Below are 12,378 nucleotides of genomic sequence, written 5' to 3'. Positions count from 1 at the left end.
TAACAGTGCAAGCGGGAACGGCATGCCAGTAAAACATCCGAAGGTCGCGGTTTTGCTGGCTGCCTACAATGGCATGCAGTGGATCGAAGAGCAGTTGGCTTCGATCCTTGCGCAGTTAGCCGTCGACGTCACCATTTATATCAGCATTGATCCATCCGACGATGGCACCAAAGCCTGGTGCGCGGCTTATGCTGCTGTGCACCCCAATATCGTTTTGCTCCCCGATGCCGGCAGGTTCGGCGGTGCATCCCGCAATTTCTTCCGCCTGATTCGTGACGTCGATATTGACGCTTACGACTTCGTGGCATTCGCCGATCAGGACGATCGCTGGCATGCAGACAAATTGCAGCGCGCAACGAGCACGTTGTTGCGTGAAGGGTGCGACGCCTACTCCAGCAATGTGCTGGCCTTCTGGCCGGACGGCAAGACTCATGTACTGAACAAGGCCCAACCTCAGGTTCAATGGGATTTCCTGTTCGAAGCCGCAGGTCCCGGCTGTACCTATGTGATGAGCAAGCCTCTTGTCCGCTCCCTGAAAGCTTCCATGCTCGCGCAATGGGATGCATTGCAGCATGTCAGCCTCCATGACTGGTACTGCTATGCCTTCGCTCGCAGTCATGGTTTTCGCTGGTACATCGACCCGCTGCCTTCAATGGACTATCGCCAGCATGAGCGTAACCAGGTAGGTGCCAACAAAGGTTTGAGTCCGCTGATTGCGCGCTATAAAACCATTCATGATGGATGGTGGTTCAGTCAGGTGCGGATGATTGCAACCCTGGTTGGCCAGGATCAGACAACGTTTGTCCAAAGCTGGCTGCCGTTGCGACGTCTGCAGTTGATCGGGTTGTCGTTCAGCGCCTGGCGATGCCGTCGGCGCTTGCGAGACAAGGTCTTTTTCTTTTGTATTTGCTGGGCTACGGCGCTGATAGGAAACCATGTGAAATGAAAGTCCCCAAGGTGATGATAACCGGGGCAAATGGTCTGGTCGGCGAGGCGCTGGTTTTCAGGCTGCTCCTGGACAAGCGGTTCGAACCTGTTGCAACAGCCAGGGCAGCTACCCGTTTGCATGGCTTGTGTTCGGTCGTTCCTTTTGATCTGACAGCTGAACAGGCATTGCCAGTGCTTGATCAGATCCAGGTTCTAGTGCATGCCGCAGCCCGTGTGCATGTCATGCACGAGATGGCTGACGATGCGCTGCTGGAGTTTCGCAAGGCCAACGTACAGGGCACCTTGCGTCTCGCTCGTGGCGCGGCAGAGGCGGGGGTCAAGCGCTTTGTCTTTATCAGCTCGATCAAAGTTAACGGCGAGAGCACGCCTGCGGGTAAGCCCTTCAAGGCTGATGATGTCCCTGATCCTCAGGATCCTTACGGCGTTTCGAAGCATGAGGCTGAAGAGGCGCTTAGGCAACTGAGTCGCGAGACGGGCATGGAAGTGGTCATCATCCGTCCGCCGCTGGTCTACGGGCCGGGTGTCAAGGCCAACTTTCTGAGCATGATGAACTGGCTCGACAAGGGCGTTCCCCTGCCGCTGGGGGCGATCAGGAATCAGCGCAGCCTGGTTGCCATCGGCAACCTGGTGGATCTGCTGGTTACGTGCATCGACCACCCTGCGGCTGCCGGTCAGGTGTTTCTGGCCAGCGATGCCGACGACGTTTCGACAACTCGCCTGCTCGAGTGTCTGGGACAGGCCCTGGGAAGGCAGCCCCGCTTGTTGCCCGTCCCCCAATGGTTGCTGATTGCCGGTGCATCACTCCTGGGCAAGCAGGCTGTCGCAAAAAGAGTCCTCGGCTCACTGCAGGTGGATATAAGCAAAAACCGTGAACTGCTGGGCTGGACCCCTCCAGTCAGTTTGCACAAGGCAATGCGTCAGACCGCTGACCACTTTCTGGATAATCTGAAGAAATGATGCTTTCCGGGCTGCTACTGGCAGCATTTCTCGTCTCGTGGACGATGACGCTGATTTTGCGGCGATATGCGTTGGCAAAGAGCCTGATCGATATTCCCAATGAGCGCAGTTCGCATTCGATCCCCACTCCCCGTGGCGGCGGAGTGGCGATCGTGCTGACGTTTGCGTTGACCTTGCCGGTTCTGTCGAGCATCGGTCTCATTGCTACGCAGGCACTGTTTGGATTGCTGGGGGCCGGGCTGCTGGTCGCGCTCATCGGTTTTGCCGATGACCATGGGCATATTGCGGCTCGCTGGCGTCTGCTCGGGCATTTCATTTCAGCAGCATGTGCCTTGTTCGGGCTGCATGGCCTGGGGCCGGTAGATGTGTTCGGGAACACGATCGATCTGGGCTGGGTCGGCAATATACTCGCGGCGTTTTACCTTGTGTGGATGCTCAATCTGTACAACTTCATGGACGGTATTGATGGTCTGGCCAGTGTGCAGGCGATCTTCGTCTGCCTTGCAGGCAGTCTTGTCGGGTGGATGAGCGGGAATGTTTCGTTGATCGGCGCACCCTTGCTGCTGGCGGCGGCGGTGGCCGGATTTCTGGTCTGGAATTTTCCACCTGCGCGTATTTTCATGGGCGACGCCGGCAGTGGATTCCTCGGGCTCATCCTCGGTGTTCTATCGCTTGAAGCAGGTCGACAGGCCCCGGATCTCTTGTGGAGCTGGCTGATCCTGCTTGGCGTTTTTGTCGTTGACGCTACGGTGACGCTGTTCACGCGATTGTCTCGTCGAGAAAAGATCTACCAGGCGCACCGCAGTCACGCCTATCAGTATGCTTCCCGACATTACGCAAGCCATAAAACAGTGACGCTGGGTGTGCTGGGGATCAATCTGGCGTGGTTGCTGCCTATGGCGGTGCTGGTGGCTGGAGGCTTGCTTGATGGCTTGAGCGGCCTGATCATCGCCTACATTCCTCTGGTTGTCCTGGCCATGCGCTTTAAAGCAGGGAGGCGAGAGCAGGCTCAGGAGAAAGGCTGAAAAGATTGTGGCCAGGGCCCCTTTGGATCCCACGAAGTGACATGCAAAGCATGTAAACTGCGCGAAAAATCTGCCAAATAAAAATTCAGCATCAGGTGAAGGAATGTCTCCAAAATTATCGGGGCGAATAGTTTTTCTCGACTATATGCGCGTTTTTGCGTTCATGAGCGTATTGATCGGCCACAAGTTGGAAGCGCCGTTGCAAGCATTTATTGCTGACGGAACACGACATGTAACGCTCAGGTTTTTTGCAGAAATGCTCTATCCGCTGTGTGTGGGAGGCGCAGCGGGGGTGGTTGTATTCTTTCTGACATCCGGTTACATCATTACGCATGTACTGCAGATGGAAGCGCCACTGGAATTCATGATCAAGCGCTTCTTTCGTATTTATCCGCTTTATATGGTTGCCGTCATTCTGGAGTGGTGCATGTGGCACCACTTGAACGGGGCTCCGTTCCCTTCCTTGTCGGTACTGGTTCCTCAATTACTGTTGATCGGAGATTTCTTTCAGACGCCACATACACTCTCTGGCGTTGAGTGGACATTGCGCATTGAGGTGATGTTCTATGTGTTCATGGCGATACTGAAGGCTTTGGGTCTTTTCAAAAACCAGAAATGGATGCCCTGGGTGCTCACGGGAAGTGCATGCGTGCTGTATCTGCTGCCTCAAATACCGGCTAAAGAGGTATGGGTGCACGGTTACTTCACTCTCTACGCACCGTTCCTCTTCATGGGGGGCTTGGTTTACCTGATTCAGACAGGCAGTGCCAATAAATATGCCTGTGTCATGTCGATTGGTTTTATGTTTGTGGTCTTCCTGGTTCTTATTTCCCGCTTTCACCCTGCCTGGAGTCAGAATCACTATGCATTGTTGGCGCTGATTATATTTCTGGCAGGATGGGCGTTTGGGGCAAAGTTGCCGGATGGGAAAGTTTTGCGCACGACGTCGGATCTGACGTACTCCGTTTATCTTTTCCATAACTGGCTTTGGACCTATCTGGCGATCCTTGTGGAAAGTCACGGATTGAAGTCCATCTCCGTCAATTTGCAGGTATTTATACTTCTTATTGTTTTCTGTTTTATGATGCATAAGCTCGTTGAGCTGCAAGCTATAAAGATTGGTCGAAAAGTGCTGGGTGTCTACAAGCGCCGCGCGCAGTTGAAGACACCCGATAACGTTCTCGTGGTGTCGCAGTCAGCTTGATTTAGCGGAATAGAAAAAGCCCAGTCACTGACTGGGCTTTTTTGTTCTCTTGTCAGAGGTCGAAACAATCAGGATTTCGTTTTGCAGATCCGGTATCAACGAGGCTGGCTATTGATCAGGTCCGCTGAATCAAATCGAGCTTCCCAGCTGTTTTCGTCTCTGAAGCGATCCGTGAAGTCACTGGAAGTCCTGTACGCCAGAGCCTTGTCGATCATCGGCGCAAGTTCTTCCGCGTTATCGCACAGATAGACACCGTCCTGCCCGCCCCGAAATGCCATTTCGCCAAAACCTGTCGAGATGATCGGTAAGCCCAGTGCGCGATACTCGTAGTATTTGATCGGATCCACGGATGAGGTCAGTTCATTCCTGAGAAACGGAATGACCGCGACATCGAAAGACAGCATGGTCTTCAGCGCATCCTGGTGACTGCACGGAGGAAACAGTTTCAGATTGGATGGAAGTTTTGTACTGCAGGGATTGAAGACCGGGCCGACGATATGAACATCGTCGTGAGGCCGGGATTGCGCCAGTTGAATGATCCAGTTCCAGTCAAACCAGGCGCCGACCGTACCCAGGTAACCAAAGGTTGCTGGCGATACTTCCGAATACTGGCTTTTCGCGGTAGGCAACAGAGCGACATCGAGCCCGTTTGGCACAAACCTGACATTCGGGTTGATGTGTTGCCACTTTTTGCGAAGTTTTGTGGAGGACGCCAGTACGATATCGGCGGCGCTGCCGATCTGGCGTTCACGGCGTGCCATCGCCGCTCTGGAGATCCCGGAAAAGAACGTTGGAAAGTCATCCATCGCATCGTAAATGCACGGGTGATTCTTCAGTCGTTTCAGCACTCGCAAGGCGAGTGTCGTCGGTTTGCCGAAAACCACCAGCACGTCAGGAGACTGGCCGAACTCCTCCACGGTCTTGAGGATGCCGGACCAGTAAAGCGTCTCGTTGATCAGGCCGGAGCCTGGCAGCGGTTCGATTGGCAAGGCCCGGGGCTTGACCACGGTCAGCCAGGGTTCCTGGTTGTCGCTTTCGGTTTTGTCGCTGACACCGATTTTCTTGAAGTCGGCCAGGCACGGAAAGCGACCAGGATATGGTTCCAGCCACAATACTTCGCCGCCGGTCTTTTCATGGAACCAGCGGGCGAACTTCTGGGGCCGCTGGGCAAAGCTTGCCCAGGGCACCGGAGACAGGTAAATCAGACGCATCAAGCACAGAACTCTTTGAGCACCGCCACAATGCGCTCGGCACCTTTGCCGTCACCGTAAGGGGAAACGCCGCGGGCCATGGCTTTGTAGGCCTCTTCGCTGTCCAGCAGCGTCTGTGCTTCCTGGAGAATGCGCTCGCGGTTCGGACCGACCAATTTGACGACGCCCATTTCCACGGCTTCCGGACGTTCGGTTTCGTCGCGCAGAACCAGTACCGGAATGGCCAGCGCCGGCGCTTCTTCCTGTACGCCACCGGAGTCACTGATGATCAGGTAAGCCTTTTTCATTGCGGCGATGAACGGCGCGTAATCGAGCGGCTCGCACAGAATGATGTTGGGAACGTCACCCAGCACTTTGTAGGCCGTGTCCTTGACGTTCGGATTCGGGTGCACCGGGTAGAGAATCTGTACGTCCGAATTGCGCTTGGCCAGGGTCTTGAGGGCCTCGCAAATCTCTTCGAAAGGCTTGCCGAAGTTCTCGCGGCGATGCGACGTCACCAGGATCAGGCGTTTGCTGTCATCAAGCTCGATGCCCAGGTTCAGATCCTTGGCGGCTGTCATCAGCAAAGCGTCGATGACGGTGTTGCCGGTGACCGTGATGTCTTTTTCCGCAAACCCTTCCTTCAGCAGGTTCGCCTTCGAGCTTTCGGTCGGAGCAAAGTGCCAACGGGTCAGGCTGCCAGCCAGTACGCGGTTGGCTTCTTCCGGGAACGGGTTCTGCATGTCCCAGGTACGCAGGCCGGCTTCAACGTGGCCAAACGGAATCTTGTGATAGAAGCATGCCAGGGCCATCGCGAACACCGTGGTGGTGTCACCTTGAGCGAGCACGACGTCGGGTTTTTCTTCCAGCAGCACCTTGTCCAGTTCCAGCAACAAGCGTGCGGTCAGCTCTGTCAGGTTCTGGTTGGGCTTCATGATGTTCAGATCGATATCCGGCTTGATACCGAAGAAGTCCATGACCTGATCAAGCATTTGTCGATGCTGGGCCGTTGCCAGAACGCGGACGTCAGCCCACGGCTCTTGCTGGAGTGCCAGAATGACGGGGGCCATCTTGATGGCTTCTGGGCGGGTGCCGACCGTGCAAATGATTTTCATCGGGGTCTTTCCTTTGCGAATTGGGGCGAATTGACAAGCGGCTCAGGTGCGACGCAAAAACCAGCGGGTCAAAACGAAAGTAACAGGGATGGTCACGACAATGACGACCAGTGGTGCAACGCCCTGGGGGATCTCAAGGCGTTCGACGAAGACACTCAGCAGCACTGCCGACAACAGATATTGGGCCAGGTACACCAGCGGAAAGGCAAAAAAGCCTTTCCAGCTGACGGGTGTCCTGAACACGATCGTTGCGTTGAACCAGTACGAAAAAACGATACCGGTGGCAAATGCGAGGGCATACGCCACCTGGTAGGGCAGCACGATCTGCAAGCCGTAATACAAGGCGAAGGTAAAGGCCGTGTTGATGCCGCCGCCGATTACAAACTTGATCAGGTCGGTCAATGTCTTCTGTTTCGACATCCGGTCAGGCCTGCTGCGACTTGATCAGGCTGACGAATTCGCCGTAGTCGCGGATGTAGTCGGCAGAGTCGTAATAGTCGGATGCGAAGACCAGCAGCATGGCGTCCTGGGAGTACTTGTACTGGATGCCCCAGGTCATGGGTGGCAGATACAGGCCCATGTTGGGTTTGTCCAGGGTGATTTCTTCGCGGGTCCTGCCATCGTCCACAACCACGCGGATGCTGCCCCGGACTGCAATCAGGAACTGGTGGCATTGATGGTGTGCGTGCTCGCCGCGGGTGTCGGCGGTCGGTACGTCATAAACCAGGAAATAGCGTTTGGGCGTGAACGGGATTTCTCGCTCGAACTCACCCACCGACAGGCTGCCCCGCAAGTCGGGAACGGCCTTGAACGTATGCAGAGTCACTCCGGCGACGTTGGTGCCGGTGACCGCCGGTTTCGACGAAGCACTGACTTTCATGCTTTCGCTGGTGTTGTCGACAGCGTCCGCATAGCCAATGATTTTGGCGGGGTTACCGACCACGATGGCAAACGGCGGTACCGAGCGGGTCACGACTGCGCCGGCCCCGACCATGGCGTTTTCGCCGATGGTCAGTCCTGGAAGAATGGTTGCGTTGGCACCGATGCTCGCCCGGGTTTTCACCACGGTGCGCAAGAACTCGTCCGGGTACTGCTTGCTGCGTGGCATCCGATCGTTGGTGAAGGTGGCATTGGGGCCGATGAACACGTCATTCTCGATATTGATGCCGTCCCATACCTGGACTCCGCACTTGATCGTGACGCGGTCACCGATGACCACATCGTTCTCGATGAAGACGTTGTCGCAGATATTGCATTCGGCGCCCAGGCGCGCTTGCGGCAGCACATGTGCAAAGGCCCAGATCTTGGTGTCTTTGCCGATATGAGGCGATTCGCACAACCCGTTCGGGTGGACGAAGTATTCAGTGTTTTCATTTGTCATGATTGAAACTCTCGGTCCTCATCGGGATGGCCAACGGCCGTGCCTTGGTGTTTTCGTAGGTTCGCCATGCGTACGAACCCACGATGCCCAGGCCCAGCAGATTGGCAGCCCCGAGGAAGACGATGGCGTTGATGGTCATTGCATAGCCCGAAACCGTGATCAGCCCAAGCAAGCGTGCAATGGTGACGACGATACCGAAACCGGCCGCGAGCAGGGTGGTCACGCCCCCCAGCCGGGTCAGCAGGCGGATGGGCAGGTCCGTGAAGGCGAAAATGCTGTCCATCATGTAATTCACCTTCTTGGAGAATGTCCATGCCGACTTGCCGTGCTCGCGTTTCAGGCGGCTGTAGGAAATAGTCTTGCGGCGATATCCCAGCCAGAAAATCTGCGCGATCAGCGAGCTGTGCCGTTCATCGAGGGTCAGCAGCGTATCGCGAAAGGCCTTGTTGCAGCCGAACACATCTACACCGCCTTCCGGAATTTCCGATACCACATAGCGGCGGTAGAGATTCCAGAACGTCTTGGAGGCGATGCGCGACAGCAATGGATCGTCGCGGCCCTCGCGCACACCCAGTACCACGTCGTACTCGCCTGTCAGCAATTGCGTGTTCATCTCGAGCACCAGTTCCGGTGGCTCTTGCAGGTCGGCGGCCATGACCGCGAAGCGATCGCCCCGACCGGCTTCAAGACCTACCCGAATGGCCGGGAACGAGCCGAAGTTACGCGACAGCAGCACCAGGCGCGATTCGAAGCGCTGTTTGGGCAGTTCATTGCGCAAGATCTCGTAGCAGCGATCAGGGCTGCCATCGATCACAAAGACGGCTTCGAAATCGCCTGCCAGCTTGCTGTTCAGTCCATCGATGGCGACCAACAAGTCTGGCAAGGAGCCTTCGTTTTTGTAGACAGGGATGACTAACGTTAGCAAGCGATGGCGCTCCTTATCCGAAGTATTTCTGAACGGCTGCAATCACGGTTGCCACCTGTTCATCGGTCATGCCCGGGAAGCAAGGCAAGGTCACCAGATCCTTGCAGGTGCGCTCGGTCACTTCCAGGGAGCCGGCGATGCGAGGTTCGGTATAGGCGGCTTGCTGGTGATCCGGAACCGGATAGTGAACGTCCGTGGTCACTCCCTGAGCCTTGAGGAAGTCACGCAAGGCATCACGGTTCTCGATGCGTGCCACGTACAAGTGCGCGGCGTAGGAGTCATTGACCGACGGCAGGGCCTTGAAACCCAGGCCGGAAAAAGCTGCGTTGTAGCGAGCCGCGATGCTGCGTCGAGACTCGTTCCAGCCTTCAAGCTGCGGCAGCTTGACGCGCAGGATCGCTGCCTGCATTTCATCCAGACGGCTGTTTTTACCGCCCGCATGACCGACGTGATACTTGGACGACCAGCCATACTGGCGCAAGGTCTTGAGCTGTGCAGCGATCTTCTCGTCGCTGGTCACGACCGCACCGCCATCACCCATGGCGCCGAGGTTCTTGGTCGGATAGAAGCTGAAGCAGGCCGCATCGCCGAAGCTGCCCGCCTGACGACCGTCACGCTTGGCACCGTGGGACTGAGCGCAGTCCTCGATCAGCTTGATGCCGGCGGCGTGGGTCAGGGCCAGCAATTCTTTGACATTTGCCAGTTGCCCGTAGAGGTGAGTGACGATCACGCACTTGGGCTTCTCCTCCAGGGCCTTGGCCAAGGCTGCTGGCGACATGGTCATGGTGGCTTCGTCGATGTCGACATACAGCGGCGTTGCACCAATGCTGTGAATCGCGGTGCTGCTGTAAAAGCCTGCGTTGGCAACAGTCACAACCAGATCGCCGCGCTCTACACCGACACTGCGCAGCGCAATTTCAATGGCGTCGGTACCGTTGGCCATGGAGACGCAGTGGCTGACACCTACGTACTCAGCGAATTCCTTCTCGAATCCGGTGACCTCTTCGCCCAGGACATACCAGTTCCGGTCGAGAACTTTCTTGACCGCGCCAAGGAAGTCGAGGTTCTGGTTCATTGCCTTGTCGGAATAGAGAGGGATCATATCGATGCTCCTTGGGTGTTCAAGCCGGAATTGATTGCAGAAGACTTGGTTTTTTTAAAAAAATGCTTTTTGAGCCGCAAGGCCCGTTTTTCGATCAGATGCCAGGATGCGATCCCGCATGCCAGTGCGATGATGCTCGCGGCCAGGCAGTTCTGGTTCCCGGTGAAGTCAGGGAAGGCCCAGGCGACGAACTGCTGTGCGGGCCAGCCATAGAGATAGACGCCGTAGGAGTAATCCCCCCATTTGTCCATCCAGGCAAATTGTTTCAGGAAGCTGACAGTGCAGAAGAAGGTCACCAACAACAGAATGTAGCCGAAGACGAATTTGTCAGTGCCCAGTGTGATACCGGCCAGGAACAAGGCGATCAGCAGGAAATACGGGCTGACGGGAATGCTGTCGCGGTTGATGTAAAGGAAGGAGCCAATATAGAACAGCAGGCAGACGTGCAACATGGTCGCGCCGCTGATCGATGCGGGCAGGAAGGTCTTGTCGTTCCAGATCACGACGATCAGGACAAAAAACACCGTGTTGAACACTGCACGGCTGCGCATCACGCCGAAGACGTAGAAGAACAGCACCACGATGTACAGCCAGACTTCAATCAGCACCGACCAAATCGAGCCGTTCACTGCCTGGTCGTGGTTCTGGGTGAACACGCCGGGCAGGAAGAAACCACCCTGATAGGTGAAAGCGAGGCCCTTGAAGTAGGTCCAGACTTCCCGGCTCGTGAGGTAGTCGGACAATGACAGGGTGGTCACAATCCCGCCCAGCACGAAGGTCACCAGTATCAGGTTGACCCACAGTGCCGGATAGATTCTCAGGACGCGGGAAATCACATAGTTCTTCACGCCGCTGTTCAGAATGCTGGCGGTGACCAGAAAACCGCTGATCAGGAAAAACAGATCGACCGCTACGCCGCCCAGGAATGCATAGCCGGTGGTCACGGCGACCCAGTCTGCCGGTGCTCCGGCGACAATCGCCGACGTATGGCCGTAAATGACCGAAAGTGCAGCAACCAGGCGGATAAACGTCAGGTTGTTGTTCTTGCCAACGAACAGATCTGCAAGCGTACGCATCATTGAGCTCCTGCAATGGTCAGTTTCAGGCAGCTCGCTTCAGCGGCGGGGGCGTCGGTCACGACCACTCGACCCTTGGAAGAGGCAGCGCCCTGCTGGATGCCCGCAAAGAGCGGATCGGTCTTGTCCATGACGATGTTCCAGACGGTGTGCAGGTCCATCACGGTTTCCAGATACTGACCGCTGTGCATGTACCACGGAGAAAACGCGTTGGCGCCATAAATGCAAACCGAAGGAGCGGCATTGATGGCCACCTTGTTGTCTTCCAGTTGCTTGAGCACCTTGGCATTGTCGGAACCGACGGCATCGTACCAATGGGCGACGCTGGTGCGTCCCGGTGTGTCGTTGATATACAGGGGCACGGCAAGTGCGGCCAGCAAAACACTGGCCAAACAGGCACGCAGCGGTGCCGGCATCGCAGTTTTCAGCAGTTCGGCCAGCGCGACGTAGACGGAACCGACGATGAAAGGCAGCCAGATCAGTTCGTAATAGGCGTTGACGTGGTTCGGCAACACCGAATACGGCGCGATCAGGGTCAGAACGGCACCGACGACGTAAAGCGTCTTGGGGATTTTCCTGTCCCGTAGCAGCACAATCAGCGCCACAACCGCAGAAAAGACCATCGCGGCCGCGATGATGTTGCCGTGTACGAGCATTGCCGGATGGCCAGCACCGGTCAGGTAGCGCCACACGGTATTCGCGACGCCGGTCACGGAGGTGTCGATGAAGTACGAAGACTGTGCATCGCTGGCACCGAGGAAGCTGGACGCAGCGAGAAACTTCGCCCCGGCAACCATCAGCAGTGACGCTCCCAGACCGATCAGCCCGGTCACAATCCGTTTCTTGAGCGGTTTGTCCGATTTGACCAGGACATAGGTAAAAGAAAACACGTAGAAGAGGATGAAGTCTTCCTTGGCCAGCGTGGACAGCAGCAGCAGGGTCACGGACACATACAGCCAGGTATCACCGGTTTCTCGATCATCCTTGAACAGGAAGTAAACGGCCGCGAGCCCCAGGCATCCGGACATCATGTGCGTCACCATGCCAGTGTAGCGGGCATATTCGGCAACGATCGGCGTGGAGAGGGACGCTGCGGCGAACAACACCAGCGTGATCCAGTACTGACGCGGTTGTACGACTTCGATCAGGATTTTCCAGCAAAGGAAGACATAGGTCGCGGTGAATATCCGTACCGCCCAGATCAGATAATCCGGCCCCAGCGAGGAGAACACGAAGATCAGCCAGGTCGACAGGGGGCGAATCCAGGACAGGGCCAGGCCGCCGGCGGCAGACGAATAGTTGGTGTAGTCGTCATGGTGAACGGGGATGGACGTCGGCAAAAAGCCTGAGACGGAGTAGTACGCCATCAAATAAAAGACAGCCGAAATCAACGCAAACGAAAGAATATTCAAATGCTTTGATAAAAACGGTGGTGGCATCGAGTTCATGGATCCG

12 protein-coding genes are annotated in these 12,378 nt (G+C 56.2%); 4 read left to right on the top strand and 8 right to left on the bottom strand.

What is annotated here, in order from left to right:
• Nucleotides 1-22: 22 nt before the first annotated feature.
• From AWU82_RS00725 to AWU82_RS00710, 4 genes are all read left to right on the top strand, one after another.
• On the top strand, nucleotides 23-946 hold the full coding sequence (locus AWU82_RS00725) for a glycosyltransferase (protein ID WP_064383381.1): 924 nt from the start codon (nucleotides 23-25) through the stop codon (nucleotides 944-946).
• Nucleotides 943-1,905 (top strand): UDP-glucose 4-epimerase family protein, encoded by a 963-nt coding sequence (locus tag AWU82_RS00720; protein WP_064383380.1) that lies wholly within the window; start codon nucleotides 943-945, stop codon nucleotides 1,903-1,905. Before AWU82_RS00725 ends, AWU82_RS00720 begins: the two co-directional genes overlap by 4 nt.
• On the top strand, nucleotides 1,902-2,930 hold the full coding sequence (locus AWU82_RS00715) for an MraY family glycosyltransferase (protein WP_064383378.1): 1,029 nt from the start codon (nucleotides 1,902-1,904) through the stop codon (nucleotides 2,928-2,930). Before AWU82_RS00720 ends, AWU82_RS00715 begins: the two co-directional genes overlap by 4 nt.
• A 163-nt stretch (nucleotides 2,931-3,093) precedes the next feature.
• Nucleotides 3,094-4,134 carry an acyltransferase family protein gene (locus AWU82_RS00710; RefSeq protein ID WP_170928975.1) on the top strand — a complete coding sequence of 347 codons (1,041 nt, stop codon included), beginning with the start codon at nucleotides 3,094-3,096 and terminating at the stop codon, nucleotides 4,132-4,134.
• 95 nt (nucleotides 4,135-4,229) lie between these two features.
• Here AWU82_RS00710 and AWU82_RS00705 read toward each other — a convergent pair whose 3' ends face one another.
• The 8 genes from AWU82_RS00705 to AWU82_RS00670 are packed head-to-tail and all read right to left on the bottom strand — an operon-like array spanning nucleotide 4,230 to nucleotide 12,371.
• The gene (locus tag AWU82_RS00705) at nucleotides 4,230-5,345 is read right to left on the bottom strand and encodes a glycosyltransferase family protein (protein WP_064383374.1); all 1,116 of its coding nucleotides are present in this window, start codon (nucleotides 5,343-5,345) and stop codon (nucleotides 4,230-4,232) included.
• Nucleotides 5,345-6,439 (bottom strand): non-hydrolyzing UDP-N-acetylglucosamine 2-epimerase, encoded by a 1,095-nt coding sequence (gene wecB, locus AWU82_RS00700; RefSeq protein ID WP_064383372.1) that lies wholly within the window; start codon nucleotides 6,437-6,439, stop codon nucleotides 5,345-5,347. Before wecB ends, AWU82_RS00705 begins: the two co-directional genes overlap by 1 nt.
• A 42-nt stretch (nucleotides 6,440-6,481) precedes the next feature.
• Nucleotides 6,482-6,841, bottom strand: a complete 360-nt coding sequence (locus tag AWU82_RS00695) for a GtrA family protein (protein WP_223290667.1) — start codon at nucleotides 6,839-6,841, stop codon at nucleotides 6,482-6,484.
• 22 nt (nucleotides 6,842-6,863) lie between these two features.
• Nucleotides 6,864-7,820, bottom strand: coding sequence for a WxcM-like domain-containing protein (locus tag AWU82_RS00690; RefSeq protein WP_064383370.1), 957 nt, complete (start codon nucleotides 7,818-7,820; stop codon nucleotides 6,864-6,866).
• Complete coding sequence (locus AWU82_RS00685; protein WP_064383368.1) at nucleotides 7,810-8,745, bottom strand: glycosyltransferase family 2 protein; 936 nt, start codon at nucleotides 8,743-8,745, stop codon at nucleotides 7,810-7,812. Before AWU82_RS00685 ends, AWU82_RS00690 begins: the two co-directional genes overlap by 11 nt.
• A 13-nt stretch (nucleotides 8,746-8,758) precedes the next feature.
• A complete protein-coding gene (locus AWU82_RS00680) occupies nucleotides 8,759-9,847 on the bottom strand; it encodes a DegT/DnrJ/EryC1/StrS family aminotransferase (RefSeq protein WP_108562926.1) in 1,089 nt (362 codons plus the stop codon).
• Complete coding sequence (locus tag AWU82_RS00675; protein WP_064383364.1) at nucleotides 9,844-10,923, bottom strand: acyltransferase family protein; 1,080 nt, start codon at nucleotides 10,921-10,923, stop codon at nucleotides 9,844-9,846. Before AWU82_RS00675 ends, AWU82_RS00680 begins: the two co-directional genes overlap by 4 nt.
• Nucleotides 10,923-12,371 carry a hypothetical protein gene (locus tag AWU82_RS00670; protein WP_064383360.1) on the bottom strand — a complete coding sequence of 483 codons (1,449 nt, stop codon included), beginning with the start codon at nucleotides 12,369-12,371 and terminating at the stop codon, nucleotides 10,923-10,925. The genes AWU82_RS00675 and AWU82_RS00670 overlap by 1 nt, the downstream gene beginning before the upstream one ends.
• Nucleotides 12,372-12,378: the final 7 nt, after the last annotated feature.

Source organism: Pseudomonas glycinae (genome assembly GCF_001594225.2).
Classification (GTDB): domain Bacteria; phylum Pseudomonadota; class Gammaproteobacteria; order Pseudomonadales; family Pseudomonadaceae; genus Aquipseudomonas; species Aquipseudomonas glycinae.
This window is presented reverse-complemented; position numbering and strand designations above follow the sequence as displayed.

Excerpts from the sequence above, each read along its gene's own strand:
- AWU82_RS00670 (WP_064383360.1), bottom strand. The coding sequence starts at position 12,371 with ATGAACTCGATGCCACCACCGTTTTTATCAAAGCATTTGAATATTCTT.
- AWU82_RS00705 (WP_064383374.1), bottom strand. The coding sequence starts at position 5,345 with ATGCGTCTGATTTACCTGTCTCCGGTGCCCTGGGCAAGCTTTGCCCAG.
- AWU82_RS00690 (WP_064383370.1), bottom strand. The coding sequence starts at position 7,820 with ATGACAAATGAAAACACTGAATACTTCGTCCACCCGAACGGGTTGTGC.
- wecB (WP_064383372.1), bottom strand. The coding sequence starts at position 6,439 with ATGAAAATCATTTGCACGGTCGGCACCCGCCCAGAAGCCATCAAGATG.
- AWU82_RS00715 (WP_064383378.1), top strand. The coding sequence starts at position 1,902 with ATGATGCTTTCCGGGCTGCTACTGGCAGCATTTCTCGTCTCGTGGACG.
- AWU82_RS00675 (WP_064383364.1), bottom strand. The coding sequence starts at position 10,923 with ATGCGTACGCTTGCAGATCTGTTCGTTGGCAAGAACAACAACCTGACG.
- AWU82_RS00720 (WP_064383380.1), top strand. The coding sequence starts at position 943 with ATGAAAGTCCCCAAGGTGATGATAACCGGGGCAAATGGTCTGGTCGGC.
- AWU82_RS00710 (WP_170928975.1), top strand. The coding sequence starts at position 3,094 with ATGAGCGTATTGATCGGCCACAAGTTGGAAGCGCCGTTGCAAGCATTT.
- AWU82_RS00725 (WP_064383381.1), top strand. The coding sequence starts at position 23 with ATGCCAGTAAAACATCCGAAGGTCGCGGTTTTGCTGGCTGCCTACAAT.
- AWU82_RS00680 (WP_108562926.1), bottom strand. The coding sequence starts at position 9,847 with ATGATCCCTCTCTATTCCGACAAGGCAATGAACCAGAACCTCGACTTC.